Origin of the sequence: Aerococcus mictus (assembly GCF_003286595.3) — a bacterium.
Classification (GTDB): domain Bacteria; phylum Bacillota; class Bacilli; order Lactobacillales; family Aerococcaceae; genus Aerococcus; species Aerococcus mictus.
In genome coordinates this window covers 987,205-1,005,678 of sequence record NZ_CP132985.1, presented here as the reverse complement: position 1 = coordinate 1,005,678, position 18,474 = coordinate 987,205, and the positions used below count along the sequence as shown (strand labels likewise).

General features: G+C 40.3%; 16 protein-coding genes, 1 tRNA gene and 1 other annotated feature. Of the genes, 4 read left to right on the top strand and 13 right to left on the bottom strand.

The features are described 5' to 3' along the window. Window positions 1-40 precede the first annotated feature (40 nt). The 5 genes from glgB to DBT49_RS04700 form a co-directional block, all read right to left on the bottom strand. A complete protein-coding gene (gene glgB / locus DBT49_RS04720; RefSeq protein WP_070560319.1) occupies window positions 41-2,029 on the bottom strand; it encodes a 1,4-alpha-glucan branching protein GlgB in 1,989 nt (662 codons plus the stop codon). Between the two features lie 250 nt (window positions 2,030-2,279). Next, window positions 2,280-2,660: a lactoylglutathione lyase gene (gloA, locus tag DBT49_RS04715; RefSeq protein WP_060778174.1), complete on the bottom strand. Its 381-nt coding sequence runs from the start codon at window positions 2,658-2,660 to the stop codon at window positions 2,280-2,282. 315 nt (window positions 2,661-2,975) lie between these two features. Further along, window positions 2,976-3,060, bottom strand: a tRNA-Leu gene (locus tag DBT49_RS04710). Window positions 3,061-3,216: 156 nt separating this feature from the next. Beyond that, window positions 3,217-4,095, bottom strand: a complete 879-nt coding sequence (locus DBT49_RS04705; protein ID WP_070560321.1) for a DegV family protein — start codon at window positions 4,093-4,095, stop codon at window positions 3,217-3,219. Between the two features lie 178 nt (window positions 4,096-4,273). Then, window positions 4,274-5,014 (bottom strand): esterase family protein, encoded by a 741-nt coding sequence (locus DBT49_RS04700; protein WP_070560323.1) that lies wholly within the window; start codon window positions 5,012-5,014, stop codon window positions 4,274-4,276. Window positions 5,015-5,354: 340 nt separating this feature from the next. Between DBT49_RS04700 and DBT49_RS04695 the strand changes: the two genes are divergently transcribed. From DBT49_RS04695 to DBT49_RS04680, 4 genes are all read left to right on the top strand, one after another. Further along, window positions 5,355-5,714: a YolD-like family protein gene (locus tag DBT49_RS04695; protein ID WP_070560325.1), complete on the top strand. Its 360-nt coding sequence runs from the start codon at window positions 5,355-5,357 to the stop codon at window positions 5,712-5,714. Window positions 5,715-5,831: 117 nt separating this feature from the next. Beyond that, window positions 5,832-6,263: a MarR family winged helix-turn-helix transcriptional regulator gene (locus tag DBT49_RS04690; protein ID WP_070560326.1), complete on the top strand. Its 432-nt coding sequence runs from the start codon at window positions 5,832-5,834 to the stop codon at window positions 6,261-6,263. Window positions 6,264-6,277: 14 nt separating this feature from the next. Continuing rightward, window positions 6,278-8,005 (top strand): ABC transporter ATP-binding protein, encoded by a 1,728-nt coding sequence (locus tag DBT49_RS04685; protein ID WP_070560328.1) that lies wholly within the window; start codon window positions 6,278-6,280, stop codon window positions 8,003-8,005. Next, window positions 8,005-9,804 carry an ABC transporter ATP-binding protein gene (locus DBT49_RS04680; protein ID WP_070560330.1) on the top strand — a complete coding sequence of 600 codons (1,800 nt, stop codon included), beginning with the start codon at window positions 8,005-8,007 and terminating at the stop codon, window positions 9,802-9,804. Before DBT49_RS04685 ends, DBT49_RS04680 begins: the two co-directional genes overlap by 1 nt. A gap of 61 nt (window positions 9,805-9,865) precedes the next feature. Here the strand turns inward: DBT49_RS04680 and DBT49_RS04675 are convergent, their stop codons facing one another. The 8 genes from DBT49_RS04675 to carB all read right to left on the bottom strand — a co-directional run bounded on the left by DBT49_RS04675 (window position 9,866) and on the right by carB (window position 18,448). Continuing rightward, on the bottom strand, window positions 9,866-10,906 hold the full coding sequence (locus tag DBT49_RS04675; protein WP_070558005.1) for a class I SAM-dependent methyltransferase: 1,041 nt from the start codon (window positions 10,904-10,906) through the stop codon (window positions 9,866-9,868). A gap of 73 nt (window positions 10,907-10,979) precedes the next feature. Next, complete coding sequence (gene rpmA / locus DBT49_RS04670) at window positions 10,980-11,261, bottom strand: 50S ribosomal protein L27 (RefSeq protein WP_013669098.1); 282 nt, start codon at window positions 11,259-11,261, stop codon at window positions 10,980-10,982. 18 nt (window positions 11,262-11,279) lie between these two features. Further along, window positions 11,280-11,615: a ribosomal-processing cysteine protease Prp gene (locus DBT49_RS04665; protein ID WP_070558008.1), complete on the bottom strand. Its 336-nt coding sequence runs from the start codon at window positions 11,613-11,615 to the stop codon at window positions 11,280-11,282. Window positions 11,616-11,617: 2 nt separating this feature from the next. Continuing rightward, on the bottom strand, window positions 11,618-11,926 hold the full coding sequence (gene rplU / locus DBT49_RS04660) for a 50S ribosomal protein L21 (RefSeq protein WP_013668659.1): 309 nt from the start codon (window positions 11,924-11,926) through the stop codon (window positions 11,618-11,620). A 15-nt stretch (window positions 11,927-11,941) separates the two neighbouring features. Further along, window positions 11,942-12,021, bottom strand: a sequence feature (ribosomal protein L21 leader region). A gap of 85 nt (window positions 12,022-12,106) precedes the next feature. Continuing rightward, a complete protein-coding gene (locus DBT49_RS04655; RefSeq protein WP_070558010.1) occupies window positions 12,107-13,018 on the bottom strand; it encodes a dihydroorotate dehydrogenase in 912 nt (303 codons plus the stop codon). Continuing rightward, window positions 13,011-14,309, bottom strand: a complete 1,299-nt coding sequence (locus DBT49_RS04650) for a dihydroorotase (protein ID WP_070558011.1) — start codon at window positions 14,307-14,309, stop codon at window positions 13,011-13,013. Before DBT49_RS04650 ends, DBT49_RS04655 begins: the two co-directional genes overlap by 8 nt. Then, the gene (locus tag DBT49_RS04645) at window positions 14,309-15,223 is read right to left on the bottom strand and encodes an aspartate carbamoyltransferase catalytic subunit (RefSeq protein WP_070558013.1); all 915 of its coding nucleotides are present in this window, start codon (window positions 15,221-15,223) and stop codon (window positions 14,309-14,311) included. The genes DBT49_RS04650 and DBT49_RS04645 overlap by 1 nt, the downstream gene beginning before the upstream one ends. 48 nt (window positions 15,224-15,271) lie before the next feature. Continuing rightward, window positions 15,272-18,448 carry a carbamoyl-phosphate synthase large subunit gene (carB, locus tag DBT49_RS04640; protein WP_070558016.1) on the bottom strand — a complete coding sequence of 1,059 codons (3,177 nt, stop codon included), beginning with the start codon at window positions 18,446-18,448 and terminating at the stop codon, window positions 15,272-15,274. Window positions 18,449-18,474: the final 26 nt, after the last annotated feature.

Below are 18,474 nucleotides of genomic sequence, written 5' to 3'. Positions count from 1 at the left end.
AATAAAAATTATTTCCTAGCTTTCTACAGCACTATACGGCCTAGGAATTGAATTCACTTAATTGATTTCTTGTTTGCTGACTATTGTCTTTGGCTGCTTTCGCTTGCGATTTGGCCAAAGCTTCTTCATCAATGGTGTCTGGTACTAGTAGTAAAAGCGATAGACTCGGCAAAACAAGTTCAATTGAATAGTCTTGTTTTTGGTGTGCTTTGTCTTCGGTCTGGAAGATCTCTTTCTGGTAAATCCAGTTACCGCCAAATTCCTTCATTTCACTATTTAATAATATTCGGTAACTGCCTGGCAAAGGCACACCCAGTCGATAATTGTGGCGTTCAACTGGGGTAAAATTAAATATACAGATGACACAATCGCTTAATTCTTCCCCTTTGCGGATGAAAGCCACAATAGTTTCATCAGGATTATCTGCCTCAAGAAAAATGATGCCTTTAGCTGATAAATCATAGTGATGAAGCGCTTTCTCACTTAAGTATAACTGATTTAATGTGGAAATGTAATCTTGAAACTCCAAATTATATTCCCTGGACAAGGTCTCCCATTCTAAGCCTTCATAAAAACGCCATTCTAAAAATTGACCAATTTCATTGCCCATAAAGGCTAACTTTTTGCCGGGATATACCATCCGATAGCCTTCCATTAACCGTAAATTAGCAAACTGACGATAGCGGTTATCCCCTGGCATCTTCCCTAGTAAGGATTCTTTTCCATGAACGACCTCATCATGGGAAAAAGGCAGAATAAAGTTTTCATCAAACATATACATGAAGGTGAAGGTAATTAACCGGTAATTATAGGAGCGCGAGAGTGGATCAAGCTTGAAGAATTTGAGCGTATCATTCATCCAACCCATGTTCCATTTAAAATTAAATCCGAGACCACCTTGGTCAATCGACTGAGTGACTCCTGGCCAAGCAGTACTTTCCTCAGCAATCATCAAATATGAGGGGTCACGCAGGAAAATTTCTTTATTCAAGCGGCGTATAAAATCGACCCCTTCTAAATTGACATTATTACCATAAATATTAGGTGTCCAGTCCCCTTCATCGTAGTCAAGATAAAGCATGTTAGAAACCGCGTCCACCCGTAAGCCATCAAAATGAAACTCTTCTAGCCAATAGATAGCATTGGATATGAGAAAACTTTGGACTTGATTTTTTCCTAAGTCAAAATTCAGGGTTCCCCAACGAATGTTCTTAGCTCGCCTGGGATCACTATATTCAAAAGTCGGCCCACCATCAAAGTTAGCCATGGCATCATCATTAATCACAAAATGACCAGGTACCCAATCCATGATGACTCCTATTCCTGCTTGATGAGCTGCATCCACAAAACGTTTTAGCGGATCAAAGTCATGCCCATAACGGCCAGCAATGGAGTAATAACCACTGACTTGGTAACCCCATGAGGCTTCAAGTGGATGTTCGGTAAGAGGCATAAATTCAATATGAGTATAGCCCATTTTCTTAACGTAGGGAATTAACTCCTTGCGTAAATCATCGAAACTATAAGCCCTACCATCCGCATGACGTTGCCAAGAGGACTGATGGACTTCATAGATGTTAATCGGGCTCTGATAAAGATTTTTTTGTCGCCTAGTCTGGAGCCATTTTTCATCATTCCAGCTATAATTCGTGGGATCTTGGATAACTGAAGCAGTTTTAGGTGGGACCTCACTAGCAAAGGCAAAAGGGTCTTGTTTTTCTTTAACCAATCCATTCCGTCCTTCAATGACAAATTTGTATAAATCCCACTCAGCAGCTTCCTTAATAACTGTTGTCCAAGCACCAGTTTCTCCGACTCGTTCTAGCGCTTGCGGCTGCCACTGGTTAAAATCGCCTTCAATCGCCACTGATTTGGCCTGGGGAGCCCAAGTGGTAAAGCGATAACCGTCTTGAGGAGATGAAGCCATTTTATGGGCTCCTAAGAAGCGATAAGCATGATAATGTTTTCCTTTATTAAAGAAATACATATTGTCTTCAATATTTTTTAAACTTAATTCTTGATTAGACATCTATCTCACCCCTATCTTTCTATACAAAAAAGGCGAGGAGAAATCTCCTCGCCTTCCCTAGACTAAGGGTTAATCAGTGTTCACATCACTCATTAACCAAGTACCTACTTCCTGTAGTGGTTTAAACAATAAACCGTGTACTCTCTATAACACTACATGGACTTATCTTATGCCATGTTGATGTCGATTCATCGCATGAAATAAGTCTATCATAGAGTATCCTATTAAACAAGGAATTTATTTAAATCGTCTATAAGACTCCATCCTGAATCACTTCAATTTTATACCCATCAGGATCAGTCACAAAATAGTAGAAAGGATCCATTCCAGGTAAGCCAGAAATATCAGTCAATTCGTAACCTTTTTCTTCATGTTGGTCATGAATAGCTTTGACGTCATCAACTAATAAGCCAATATGTCCATAACCATTCCCAAGATCATAGCCATCACTGTCATAGTTATAGGTTAATTCTAAACGCCAGCTGGAGCCTGGTAAGGCCATATAACATAAGGTAAATTCATTATCCGGAAAATCCTTTTTATCAACCACTTCAAATCCGAAAGCTTCTTGATAAAAAGCAATTGAGGCTTCTAAATCCTTCACCCGCACACAAGTATGATCAACTTTCATTGCTTCCATCCCTTCTATATTTGCTACATTTATATATGCTTTAATCTTACCCTATCTCACTAAGATTTTCAAAGTAAAGCTGCTATCCAAACACTTTTACTAGGCCAAACTTAATTTCTTTAACTCAGTTCTTATATTTTCTTTCCAAGTATTTAAAAAGAGCGTAATCTAACATATAAACTACTAGTAGGTGTTTGGAAGCTAAATACGGTAAATAGATTATAAAGCGGAATAGAGAGTAATAAAAAAAGCGGTCCTTAGAACCGCTCATTCATTTACTTCTATAAGCCTTTTGCATGTTTCTAAAATATTCTATGCGGCCAAGAGGACTTGAACCTCCACGGGAATTACTCCCACTACCCCCTCAAGGTAGCGCGTCTGCCGATTCCGCCATGACCGCTAAATTTGACTACCCATATATCATAACTTAATTGACACTCTTCTGTCAAGGCCTTTTTATCTTTTTTGGCAAAAGAAAGATCTTACTAACACCAAATATCCCATAATCCAATGATATAAAAAAGAGCCGCGAGTATAGACTCGGGCTCTCTGTTTCTTATTCTCCTTGTGGGCGACGACATGCTAGCGTTCCCATGCCAATACATCCTTGGCCTCCATGGGTCCCTAAGACAGGGGTCAAATAAGTCGTCATATAATCTAAATCAGGAAATTCAGCTAAAATTGCTTGTTCAAATTCTTTGACTTCCTCAGGGGCATTCCCATGAGCAAAAGCTAATTTTAGCCCTGCAGGATAGCGATCTTTTGCCTCTTGAACGAGTTCAATATAGCGCTTAATCACCTTACGTTTGGTTCTAACCTTATCAAATAAAACCACTTCACCTGCTTCATTGAAGTATAAAATAACAAATACTCTTAGCATGGTAGACAAGGCTGCTTGAAAGGAAGTTGCTCGTCCGCCTTTAACAATATTTTTCAAGTCTTTTAACATGACATAGACACGGGAGTTATCAGCAATCCATTGCATTTCTTCCGCTATGGCTTCAGGCTGCCGTCCCTCTTCTACCATCGCCATCCCCTCTTTTAAGATGTGAAGCATTTGGATAGAAGTTCCCTTAGAATCGATAATATAAGAGTTAAAGTGATCAGCATACTCCTCTAAAATCATATGGGCAGTCTGTAAGGTCCCGCTTATTTTAGAGGAAAGGAAAATACCAAAAACTGTGTCATATCCTTCTTCCACTAGCTGGTCACAAACTCGGTAAAATTCTACAGGTTGAGGTTGCGAAGAGGTTGGTAGTTCCTCACTGGTCTCCAATTTGTTGTAAAAGCGTTTGCTTTCCGCAGTATCTGTCGTGTCACCAAAGACCTCCCCATCAGGAAAACGTACCGATAATTCCACTTCCATGACATTGGCTAAATTCTTAATATTATCGGGAAGTGATGCCGTACTATCAATGATAAAAGCAGCCTTCATAATTTACTCAATTTCCTCCTTATATAAAATGGGTATTTAATTATCTTATACTAGCACAAAAAAACAATTTCGATAAGTAAAGACCATTGTCTATAAGAGACTAGTTATCCACTAATTATTGATAGCATTTAACGTCCGCCCTCAATGCCATTTTTTCTCCACTATGTCAATGTCTTTATCATAGGGGATACAAAACTTGCAGAAAATATGGCATTTGTTTGCGCCACCATGGCCAATCATGGGCCACATCTTCTCCCCAAGTATCAAACCAAGCAGGGATTTGTTTACATTCAAAGGCCTCTTTTAAGCTATAAAAGCTTGGTAGGCCATCTTCTTCCCAGGGGCCGAGTCCTGTACATACAATGATATCGCCTTGGCGGTAATGATCAATAAACCAAGGATCATTTTGCCCCCAAAGGAAATCGACTGGTGAGTTATGGTAAATTTCAAAATCGTCCTGGTAGCCTTTCATGAAATAACGAACATCATACACTCCACTTAGAGCAATCACAGTATCAATTACATCTGGGTGGTTTAAAAAAGTATTAATGGCATGGTAGGCTCCCATACTGCAACCGGTTGCGCCCATGGGGTCCATCCAATTCGAAACATGTTTAATTAAAGGCAGGGCTTCTTCAATAAAATAACGATCATAAGCCTGTTGGGCTAAGGCCATATCATGACCAGATTTATTGGATAACCAGCTCTGGTCATCATAGGAGGATAAGGTAAAGAATTGCACCTTACCATTGTCAATCCAGGCTTGGCAGGCCTCAATCATCCCAAAATCAGCATATTCATTATGAGAGCCGCCTGAAGAGGGAAAGACCAAAAAGGGCTTTCCAGCGTGTCCATAACGATTAATTGACATATTCCTTCCAATATTGTGCCCATAGTGGGTATAGCTTTCAAAATTCATAACTGTCTCCTTAATATTCACCTAAGTATCAAATTAGTAGAGCGAAAATCAATTGATTTTGACTTGCCTTTAATCATTGCTTCACTCATTAACAAAATTGCCAGCATTGCTAGGGGTAGACTTATCTGCTAAGCTAGAAGATCAGTCATTTTTTATCAGCTGGATAGTTTTCCTCATAGTATAGCACATTTTAAATCGAGATTATTAGGATTAGACAATATTTGGCAAGCAATCAATCAGTCTCTGCTCATTGGTTGGAACAGTTGACAAACGGAACATATGTTCCTATATTAGGAGATAGTACCCTGATTACTACTATTTGTTATAAGGAAATGATTCTATGCCCGAGCAAACGAAGCACAAAAAATTCCCCCATGCCTATCGATCCATGATCAAATGGCAGAGCATGTTCCTATCTGAACACCGAGAAGCCTTACGATCAAGACAAAAAAATTACGGCAGAGTCCATCCCCAGGCCTTGACTAGCCAGCAAATGACTTTGACCGAACTCCGCCAGAAACTTTTTCTGGCCTTGAATAGTCAACTTCCCTGCACCATTGTTTTGAATGAAGTCGATTCAGATGGCCACTATCGATTACTACATGGTTATATACATAGCCTAGACCACGAGTATTTTCTGATGAACCAAGAAACAATTCCTTTATCTCTCCTTAAATCTTGCCAGGTCATTCTAGATTAATCGGCTTATTTTATCGAATATTAAAAGCCTAAGCGCTTTACTTGTAAATACAAGTAAAAATGATTATCATGGATAAATGGACATTTTCAAAAATAAAATGCTTAGAAAGGAGTTACTATGGAGTTTGCCAAAGACCACCTAAGTACACTACTCTTTCAGGTAGCGACTTTAGAAAAAAGCTATATCGACAAACAGGTTAAAAAAGCTAATCTAAATATCATTCAAGCCAAGAGTCTTTACTATATCCATCTCTATCCCCAACTCATCCAAAAAGAGCTCGCAGATTATTTGGATAAACCCCATGCTACGACCAGTAATATTGTGACTAGTCTAGAAAGTAAAGGTTATCTTTATCGCAAACAAATTTCCGGGAATGAACAAAAGAAATACCTGTTCTTAACGCCACAGGGAGAAAAACTGGCTAAAGAAATCAAATTCATTTTTGACCAACTTGAAGAAATTGTGACTAACAATTTATCCTTAAATGAAAAAAAAAGAATCCAAGAATTACTCAAACGTATTCACAATAATTTACAAGAACAAAAATAAGAAAGGAGCCGCCTATGTTAAAAATATTAAAACGCATCCCCATACACTTAATCTTGCTTAGTATCTTCTTTGCATTTGCCCAAGGGCTTGCTGAATTAGTCTTACCAACTTTCACCGCTGGCCTAGTTAACCAAGGGATTGTCCCTGGGGATTTTTCTGCCATTACCCGAATTGCTATCCAGATGCTAGGTGTCACCCTAATCATTGTTGGTTCTGCCCTAGCAAATATCTGGTTTGCTTCACAAGCCTCACAAGGACTGGGAAAAGATTTACGAGATACCATCTACGCTAAAGTACAACGCTTATCGAAAGATACTTACGATCATTTTGGTGGTGCCTCTCTGATTACTCGGAGCTCAAGTGACATTATGCAAATTGAATTGACCACAATGATGGTCTTACGTATGTTTCTATTGGCTCCGGCTATGCTTATTGCTAGCTTAGTGATGGCCTACCGAGCAAGCGCCTTACTTAGTCAAACCTATCTGGTTACCATTCCCCTAGTTATTATCTCTTTAGCCTTAGTCCTCTATTTCGCCTCCCCCTTATTCCGCGCCATGCAAGCCAAGGTGGACAATATGAACCTTATCTTTAGAGAGGGACTAACTGGTATTCGCGTCATTCGCGCCTTTAATAAGAGTGACTATGAATCCAAGCGCTTTGCTAAGGCCAATGAAGACTATCGGCAAACGGCTGTCGGCGCGCAAATTCGCTTAGCTTTCCTACTCCCTGCACTACTCTTAATTTTGAACCTAACCACGATTTATATTAACTGGTTCGGGGGGCATTTAGTCGCCAACCAACAACTCAGCATTGGGGTTATTCTTTCCTTTGTTTCCTATACATCCATTATGGGAATATCCTTTGCCTTTATCGGCATGATGTTTGTTCTCATCCCAAGAGCCCAAGTTTCAGCTGAACGGATTAACCAAGTCCTCGATGCTCCTGAAAAAATTCATTCCCCTGCTGATGGTGGCAAGGCTTTTGACCCTGAACGGCAAGCTAGACTAGATTTTGACCATGTCAATTACAGCTATCAAGGGGCAGAATCTAATGTTTTAACCGATATTAATTTCTCTATCAAAGCTGGGGAAACCCTAGGAATCATTGGCGGGACAGGTTCGGGAAAATCAACCATCGCTAACCTCATCCTGCGCTTCTATGAACGTTCTAGTGGCGACATCAAGATTAATGGCGAAAAAATTGAAAGCTATAATCTTGATGCTCTACGTGACTATATCGCCTACGTTCCTCAAAAGGCCAACCTTTTCAAAGGAAATATTCGCTCTAACTTAGAATTTGGTAAGGGTCAGGCTAGTGATGAAGAAATTTGGCAAAATTTAAAAATTGCTCAAGCTGCTGACTTTGTGTCAAACTTATCCGATGGCATTGACCACCGAGTCGAGCAACGCGGTTCAAATTTTTCAGGAGGGCAAAAACAACGTCTCTGCATCGCCAGAGCCTTGATGAAGGATGCGGATATTTTAATCTTTGATGACTCCTTCTCTGCCTTAGATGCTAAAACAGATATCAACCTAAGACAGGCACTGAGTCAGTACGCCAAGGATAAAATTACCCTTATTATTTCGCAAAAGGTCTCTACAATTAGGGATGCTGATAAAATTTTAGTCTTAGAAGACAATGGGAGTGTGGCTGGCTTAGGTAACCATGATACTTTAATGGAAACTTCGCCATTATATGCTTCTATTGTGTCATCACAACTCAAGGAGGTGAGTGAATAATGGGAAGACGTACACCAAAATCAACTAGCAAAGCCCTTAAACGTCTTTTTAAATTTTTTGGTCACTATCAAAAATCATTCATTGCAGTTGTAATCCTTTCGGTGGCAGCAACGATAGCCGAAACCGTTGCGCCTAAAATTTTAGGACAAGCAACGACCTTGATTGCTGAAGGGGTCAGCCAAGGCCTACAAGAAATGAATGGACAAATGGGCTATAAGATTGACTTTACCGGGATTTTCCGTGTACTTCTCGTAGTCGCTGCCTTATATATTGCCACTAGTATTGGCCGCTACTTCCAAAATTATTTACTGTCACATGCCGTACAAGGAACAATTGCTAATCTCCGCCAAGCCATGCGAGATAAATTGAATAAGCTTCCAATTAGTACCATTGATCATTTATCGACCGGTGAAATTTTGAGCCGGGCCATCAATGATATTGAAAATATTGCCCGTACCCTGCAACAAAATATTGCTCAAACCATTATGAGCATTACCCAGTTAATTGGTGTGGTAACGATGATCCTCATGATCAGTCCCAAAATTGGGGGGCTTATGATATTAACTGTTCTATTTGCTGTTTTCCTAGTTAGCCGCATCACACCAATAACTCAAAGACTCTTTGCTGACCGGCAAAGAATTCAGGGAAGCATTAATGACCATATTGAAGAAGACTATAATGGTCAAATTGAAATTCGTGCTTTCAACCAACAAGGGCATAAGCGCGATCTATTTGAAGAAGAAACCGATGCTTATTATAAAACCTCACAACGGGCAGAATTCTTTTCTGGTTTTCTCTATCCCATGGTCAACTTTATCCGTAATTTAGATTACGTCTTAATTGCCTTTGTCGGGGGGATAGATATTTTACAAGGCCGTCTACCACTTGGGGACGTCCAAGCCCTCTTGCAATACAACCCACAACTTTACCAACCCATTTCCAACCTTGCTACTATCGTTAACCAAATTCAAAGTACCCTAGCTTCCGCTGAACGGGTATTTGAATTCCTGGATCTGGAGGAAATGGAAGTAACCCATAGCGACTACTCCGTTATTGATACTGATAAAAAGGTAATCTTTGACAATGTTTATTTTGGTTATGATGAAGACCATTACACTTTAAAAGATTATAATTTGGATGTTAATGAGGGCGAAACTATTGCTATCGTTGGCCCTACTGGTGCTGGTAAAACGACTCTAATTAACTTATTAGAACGCTTCTATGATGTCGATAAAGGTAGTATTAAAATTGATGGTAAAGATATTCGTGACTATTCCCGCGAGGATGTTCGTAAACAAATGGGAATGGTCTTACAAGATACCTGGCTATTTAACGGAAGTATTTATGATAATATCGCATACGGTGATCATAACCAATCTGTTTCAGAGGAAGAAGTTTATGCAGCAGCTAAAACCGCCCATGTCGATGACTTTGTTCGGAAATTGCCTGATGGCTACGACACCATCATTAATGAAGATGCTTCAAATATTTCTCAGGGACAAAGACAGCTCATTACGATTGCCCGTGCCCTAGTAGCCACACCAGATATCTTAATCTTAGATGAAGCAACCTCAAGTATCGACACGCGTACTGAAGAATTAATTCAGAAAGCAACCGAAAAATTACTTAAAGGACGAACCAGTTTTGTGATTGCTCACCGTTTAAGTACGATTCAGGATGCTGATCAAATTATTGTTATGGACCAAGGAAGAATTATTGAAAAAGGTAACCATGAAAGTCTAATGGAAAAACGAGGCTTCTATTACGGCTTGTATAGTGCCCAATTCCAAGAAGATTAACAAAAAGCTCAGTCTCTTTTACTGTGTCATAGTAAAAAGTAGACTGAGCTTTTTCTATATATTATTTTCCATTAACGATATGCTTGTCTAACCAATCATTAAATTGTGAAGTAAATTGTTTCATGTCGTCAACTGCTTTAAAATCAGGAATATTACCAATAAGGACCTGGTCACTTTGCTTGGCCCGGTCTCCTTGTTTTTGGACAATCAGGATACTTTTTTGCGAAAACTCATTTTGAAAAAGACTTTGGGGTAAATTAATAAAGGCTTGCAAATAAGCTGTTTCATTTATTCCTTGCATTAATTGCGGAAGCGTTGGATCGGTTAAAGTAGATTTGGGGACTAAGAACAAGCCCCAAGCATTGTCCTCTAAATAATGAATCCCCTGCTCAATTAACAAGTAATGGGCATAGGCATGGGAGCCTTCCTCAATAAATTTTGCCCCGCTCTTAAAGGTCTGGGCGACTTGGTCTTGAGGATAATAGCCTATCGGTAAATCAGCAATAATGACCTGGCAGGGATCAACCAACAAATCTCCCAAAGCATCAGCAAGGGTGAGTTTTGGACTTAAGCCAAGCAAGGCCATGGCCTTTTCGCCAATAGATAGCATCAAGTCATCATTATCAACTCCGGCCCCAAGGACTTGATAGTCTTGGTCCGTAAAAGTCTTCGCCACCAGTGACCATAAATTACCAGTGCCAAAGCAGGGATCAAAAAGATTGATAGACTTTTCTAGCGAATTTTGATTCGACTCAACTAAGCGAAAGGCCAAGTAGCCGATAATTAAGGCAATGGCATCAGGAGTGGCTTGATAATTAGCCTGTATTTCTTGCTTCTTTACTCCTTCAATCAATAACCATTGGATGATATTATGCTTGGTTTCCTGGTCTAAAGACTGCCACTGACTTTTTTGATAGAGATTATTTAATTCCTTAATCACTTGATCGTCAGGTGCTCCGTTAATTTGCTGGGCTGATCCTAGTAATAGGTTCTGTAATGTTTCATGAATAGCCTCAACATAGGTCATCTCCAAGGCCTGAGCACTTTTTTCGGTCGCTTCATGCAAATATGTAAAGGCTGATTTAATTCCTTCGGTATCCATAACCTACTCCTTTTAATTGTCTATATAATAAAAAAGGGCTGTGACAACTGTCTCAGCCTCTTACGTCGTCTGCTTAAGCTTCTTGGTATACAGAAACTTGTTTGCTGTTACGACCTTTACGTTCAAATTTAACCACACCATCACATAGTGCGAATAAAGTATCGTCTCCACCGCGTCCAACGTTTACACCTGGATGAATATGGGTACCACGTTGACGGTAAAGAATTGATCCACCTGTTACAAATTGGCCATCTGCCCGTTTAGCTCCTAAACGTTTAGCTTGTGAGTCACGGCCGTTAGCTGTGGAACCGCCACCTTTTTTGTGGGCGAAAAATTGTAAATCTAATTTTAACATGTTAGGTTCCTCCTTTGTTTACTTATTTAAAGATACCTGAAGATAGTCAGGTTGACTGGCACTAACATCATCTTTTAAGGCATAATAGCAACTTTTAAATAAGACTTCAGCAAGCTGGGCTTGGTTATCATCCAAGTCAGCGGGAATTTCGCAATAGAGATAACCCCCATCTGGATCTAAGTCAACAATTGGAGCAACTTGTGTCAAACGCTCCAAATTATTCACCAGGGAAAAAGTTAAAGTTGACACCGCAGCACACACTAAATCATGGCCATATTCCCCTGATAAAGCGTGTCCTAGCACTGTCATACTTACAAAGCTTCCATCTTTACATTTAAACTTTGCCTGAATCATACTTAAGCCTTAATTGAATCAATTGTTACTTTAGTATAAGGTTGACGATGACCTTGTTTAGAACGAGAGTCTTTTTTAGGACGGTATTTGAAGGTAGTCACTTTCTTTTCGCGACCTTGTTTTTCAACAGTCCCTTCAACTGAGGCACCTTCTACTAATGGCGTACCAATTTTAGTACTTTCACCACCAACAAAGACTACTTCGTCAAAGGTTACCTTATCTCCTGCTTCAGCATCTAATTTTTCAACAAAGATTACTGAACCTTCCTCAACTTTAATTTGCTTTCCACCTGTTTTAATAACAGCGTACATGCAATGCACCTCCTTATAATTACTTAGACTCGCCAAGATAAGTGATCAAACAATACTTGATACTTCAACTTATCGATGCGCGGTTGCAGTTCTGGTGCTTACAGAAATACAACAAGAGTAGTTTAGCAAAATTAAGCCCTAAGGTCAAGGATAAATCCTTAGCTTTTGCTGTATTTTACTTTAAATCACTTGAATATCTTTTAAACTCGAAATACCTAATTCCGCTAAACGAAACGGTAATTCTTTCGCTAAATCAATACAAATTCCTGGATTTTTAAAGTGTTGGTAACCCACTTGTACTGCGTTAGCTCCGGCCATAAACATTTCAATCACATCATCGACAGTGCATACGCCGCCCACCCCAATAATAGGCAGTTGGCTTTGTTGGCGGACTTGGTGAATCATTCTTAAAGCCAAGGGTTTTAAGAGCGGTCCTGAGATTCCCCCATAGCCATTACCTAGAACTGGCCTTTTTTCTTTAATATCAATACCCATTCCGAGTAAGGTATTGATCATAGTTAAGCCATCTGCACCAGCTTCTTCCAAGGCTTGGGCCATAGCCACCACGCCATCGACATTGGGTGACAATTTAACGTATACTGGTAAGTCAACTAGGGACTTAATTTTTTCGGTTAATTCCTTAGCAAATTGAGGATCCTTACCAAAAGCAAGGTCGCCCTTTTTCACATTCGGACAAGAAATATTAATTTCAAGAGCGTTAACTAAACCGGATTGATCAAATAATTGGGCGACTTGACAATAGTCCTCAACTGTATTTCCTCCCACGCTAGCAATGATGGGCAAGCTAGGATATTTTTCTTTGAGCTGAGGAAGTTTTTCCTTGATAACCACATCAATTCCTGGATTTTTTAAACCTACTGCATTAAGACTGTATTCATCATTCCACCACATCTTAGGATCAGGGTTGCCTTCGCGAGCTTCCAAAGTGGTGGTTTTTATCACTAAGGCGCCTAATTGACTTAAATCGAGGTCTTGGCAATTAGAGAAATCACCATAACCAAAACTCCCACTAGCGGGCATTAAGGGGTTAGATAAGGATAAACCGGGTAATTCCACTTGGATATTATTCATGACTATTTCCTCCCTCAGCTTGATAAACAATTTCTCCATCAACTAAACAATATTCGGTTCGTCCGTATAAACTGGTGTTATTTAGGGGACTATTACTACTCTTTGAGGCGTAGTCACTAGCCTTGACTTGATAAGGACGGTCGAGATTAAAGATACTAATATCAGCAGCTTGCCCTGGCCAGATGGTTCCTGCTGTCTCTAAATGGAATAATTGACGAGGTTGGTCAGTCATTAGGGCAATAAGCCTTTCTAAACTGAGTTTTCCTCGCTTAACTAATAGCGTGTATAAACTCATAAAGGCTGTTTCACTACCAACAATTCCAAAGGGGGACTTCAAGAAGCCTTGACTCTTTTCTTCTTCGGTATGGGGAGCATGGTCTGTAGCGATCAAATCAATAGTCCCGTCATTTAAGGCTTGGACTAGGGCTTCTTGGTCTGATGAGTTTCTCAATGGCGGGTTCATTTTATAATTCGCATCATCTTTTAAGATATTGCCATCATGGAAGAGAAGGTGGTGAGGAGCAACCTCACAAGTAATATTCACTCCATCCAATTTGGCTTGGCGAATCAAATTTAAACTGGCCGCCGTAGACACATGGCAGACATGGTAGTGAACCCCTGTTGCCCGAGCTAATTCAATATCTCTAGCCAATTGACTGCTTTCAGCCACCGATAAAATTCCAGGAAGTTCCATACGCTCTGCAGCCTTTCCTGCATTGATCACGCCATTATTAAATAAGGAACGGTCTTCTAGGTGAGCGCAAATGGCTAGGCCTTGCTCTTTGGCTGCTAGCATCGCTTGATACATGGTTGCAGCTGATTGGACGCCATGTCCATCATTACTCAAGGCAAAAGCGCCCTCCTCCTTCATCGCAGGAATATCAACAACCTGATCGCTAGTTAAATCCTTAGTAATGGGAGCATATTGATGGATCTTCACCTCACCATCACTTTGATTCTTTTGAATTAACTGGCTAAGTTTTTCAGGGGTATCAGGAACAGGATTGGTGTTAGCCATGGTACATACGCTAGTAAAACCTCCGCGAGCTGCTGCCCGGCTACCACTAGCAATCGTTTCTTTGTCTTCAAAACCTGGTTCTCGGTAATGGACATGGATATCAATAAGGCCTGGAGTCACCAAACAGCCTGAAGCATCAATCACTTGATCAACTTCATCTTGGTCGACCAAGTGTTGACCAAGAGCTTGGATCTTTCCTTCCTCAATAAGAATATCCATAGTCGTCAAAGAACCCTGACTATAAACCTTACCTGCTTGAATTAGGACTTTCATTATTTCTCACCCTCAATCACACTCTTTAAGATAGCCATTCTCATATAAACGCCATTTTCCATTTGTTGCACAAAGCGACTCTTTTCTGATTCTACTAGTTCACTAGCCAGTTCAACGTCACGATTAATAGGACCTGGATGCATTAATATGGCATGGTCTTGTAGCTTTTGATAACGGTCTAAATTAATTCCATATTTCTCATGATAACGCTTAGGGTCAAAACTCTCCTCCAATGGGTCATCAGAATGTCTTTCATGTTGGACCCGTAAGAGCATCACCACATCCATTTGGTCAATTAACTGGTCAATGTCTTGGTAGCTGCCATATTGGTCCATTTGGGGATCATACCAGGCTTCTGGACCCGAAAAGAATACTTCACTCCCCAATTGGTTGAGTAATTGGGCATTGCTGCGAGCTACCCGTGAATTTTTAATGTCACCAATAATTGCAACCTTCAAACCATCAAAGTGCTTAAACTCCTCATAGATAGTCATCATATCTAGTAAGCATTGGCTCGGATGTTGGCCACTACCATCCCCACCATTAATAAGGTGGATTTTGTGGTGGTGCTTATTAAGCTCTTTTAATAGGTCAAGATAGTACTCATTTTGAGAATGGCGAATAACTAATGCATTAGCTCCAATAGCTTCTAAAGTAATAACGGTATCATAGAGACTTTCGCCTTTATTGACCGAACTCTGACTCACTTCAAAAGGTAAGACTTGATAACCCAAGCGCCGTTCTGCCTGCTCAAAACTCATATGTGTTCTAGTTGAATTTTCATAAAACAAATTAGCCATAGTAATGGATTGGGGATGAACCGCTACTGGACTATTTTTAAAAGTTTCCCCTTGTCTAATAAGCTCCATTACTTCTTCATTGCTTAAGTCTTGTACACTGGTTAAATGTTCCATTCTTATCCCCCTAAAATTTTTCTAAAGTTTAACGATTTCTTGTCTATCTTATAATGCTTGAGTTGAGATACTGCGACTTTGTAGTACCTTCAGCATAGCTAAAGCGGTATCTAAGGTGGTAAACAGTGGAATATTATGTTCAATAGCTAATTGACGGATAATTTGACCATCCTCACCAGCTTCTTTTTGTCCACCGACAGTATTGATAATGGCTTGAATCTTGCCATTTTCAATTAAATTAGGAATACTATTTGCCTCATTACTGCTTATTTTAGCCACAGCTTTTACTTTTAGACCGTTATTGCTAAAGTATTGGCCCGTACCCGTAGTCGTTAAAATTTCATACCCTAAGCACTTAAAGCCATTAGCCAGAGTCAAGGCTTCTTCTTTCGAAAGGTCATCAATGGTGAAGAGAATGTTTCCAAACTGTGGCAGGTGTAAGCCACTAGCCTCAAAGGCCTTGTAGAGAGCTTCTTCTAAACTACGACCACATCCAATGACTTCACCTGTCGATTTCATTTCCGGACCTAGTAAACTATCTACTTTGGCCAATTTATTAAAGGAGAAGACCGGTGCCTTGATATAGACGCCATCTGCTTCTTTTGGCGAACTAAGATCGATCAAATCGCCAAGTTTTTTACCAAGAATTAATTGGGTAGCGACTTGAGCCATAGAAATATTAGTTACCTTAGAGAGGAATGGCACCGTCCGACTGGCTCTTGGATTGACTTCGATCACATAGACTTTCTCGCCTTGGACGATAAATTGAATGTTCATTAAGCCCACACAGTGCAAGGATTTAGCTAATTCCTGACTGTATTGAATGATGGTTGCTTGCACCGATGCACTTAGGTTTTGAGGTGGATAGGCAGCAATGGAGTCTCCCGAGTGCACTCCGGCGCGTTCAATATGTTCCATAATGCCTGGAACATAGGCATCTTCACCATCTGAGATCACATCAACTTCACACTCTATACCGAGGAGGTAATCGTCGATTAAGACAGGATGATCCTCACTAACTTCAACAGCGCTTTGGATATATTTATGTAATTCAGTTTCACTATAGACAATTTCCATAGCCCGACCACCAATGACATAGGAAGGACGTACTAAAACAGGATAACCAATTTCTTTGGCTGCCTTGACCGCTTCACTTTCATTCATTACCGTTTTCCCATTAGGCTGAGGAATATTTAAAGAATGAATCAATTGTTCAAAAAGATCACGATCTTCTGCGCGGTCAATATCTTCTACTTGAGTTCCCAGTAATTTCACTCCAGCTCTAGCCAGTGGCCAAGCCAGATTAATCGCTGTTTGCCCACCGAACTGAACGATAACCCCTTTAGGCCGCTCTAAGTCAATAACATTCATCACATCTTCAAAACTTAAGGGTTCAAAATATAATTTGTCCGATATCGAAAAGTCAGTGGAGACCGTTTCTGGATTACTATTAATAACTATGGCTTCATAGCCTGCATGTTTTAAAGCTTCAACACAGTGGACCGTGGCATAGTCAAATTCAACCCCTTGACCAATACGAATAGGCCCAGACCCTAAGACAATGACTTTTTCACGGTTAGAAACTTGGGATTCGTTGGCTTCTGCGTAGGTGGAATAGAAGTATGGGGTTTGCGATTCAAATTCCCCTGCACAGGTATCAACCATTTTATAACTTGGCAGAATGCCAGTCTCAAGGCGATATTTTCTCACTTCTTCTGGCGTCCAGTCCCATAGTTCAGCGATTTTTACATCGGAAAAGCCTTTTACCTTGGCCTTGCGCAAGCTGTACTGATCCCCTACATTTTGGCTTAATTCTTCTTCCAATTCCGCAATAACTAAGAGCTTATCAAGGAAGAAAGGATTGATCCCAGTCCATTGGTTTAACAAATCAATATCTACCCCACGGCGGACCGCTTCAGATAAATAAAAGAAACGATCATCTTGGGGATGTTTGATTTTTTCAGCTATGGTATCCATATCTAAGTCAGCAAAGTCACTAATTTCATTATGGATCACGCCAATTTCTAATGACCGGTAAGCCTTGAGCAGGCTTTCTTCGATATTTCTACCAATCGCCATCACTTCCCCAGTTGCCTTCATTTGGGTCCCTAGATGGCGGTCAGCATGCTCAAACTTGTCAAAAGGAAAGCGCGGCATCTTACATACCACATAGTCTAAAGCAGGTTCAAACATGGAATAGGAAGAACCAGTGACTGGATTGATCATTTCATCGAGAGTCAAACCAACAGCTATCTTAGCGGCTAGTTTAGCAATAGGGTAACCAGTAGCCTTAGAAGCCAAGGCTGAAGAACGTGACACCCGAGGGTTAACTTCAATCACATAATAGTTAGCTGAATGAGGGTCCAGAGCTAATTGGACATTACAGCCACCTTCAATCCCGAGGGCCCGAATAATTTTTAAGCTCACATCTCTGAGCATTTGGCTATCCTCGTCGGAAAGAGTTTGTGATGGGGCAAAAACAATGGAATCCCCAGTATGAATACCCACCGGGTCAAAATTTTCCATATTACATACTACCAAGGCATTGTCTTGGCTATCCCGCATCACTTCGTATTCAATTTCTTTGTAGCCGGTGATCGAACGCTCAATCAAACATTGGTGAACTGGAGATAAGGATAAGCCATGTTCAGCAATTTCCGCTAATTCTTCCTCATTGTCGCAGAGTCCCCCACCAGTTCCTCCTAGAGTAAAAGCAGGACGAACAATTATCGGATAGCCAATTTCATTAGCAAAGGCGATAGCTTCATCAACATGGTGGACGATTTTGGATTCAGGAATCGGTTCACCTAAGCTTTCCATTAACTCCTTAAATTGTTCCCGGTCTTCAGCTTGGTTGATGGCTTTTAAGTCCGTTCCTAAGAGTTCGATTTCTAAATCTTCTAAAACGCCAGCTTGGGAAAGTTCAATAGCCATATTCAGGGCTGTTTGCCCCCCTAAGGTAGGTAAGAGAGCATCAGGATGTTCTTGGTGCAGAATTTGAGTTAAAAATTCCAATGTCAAAGGTTCCATATAAACCTTATCGGCTACTTCACGGTCAGTCATAATGGTCGCTGGATTAGAGTTCACTAAGACCACTTCATAACCTTCTTCGCGTAAGGCTAAACAAGCTTGAGTCCCTGCATAATCAAATTCTGCTGCCTGGCCAATCACAATAGGGCCAGAACCAATAACCATTATTTTTTTAATATCATTACGTTTTGTCATATTTCCTCCTATTTTCTAACTCACTG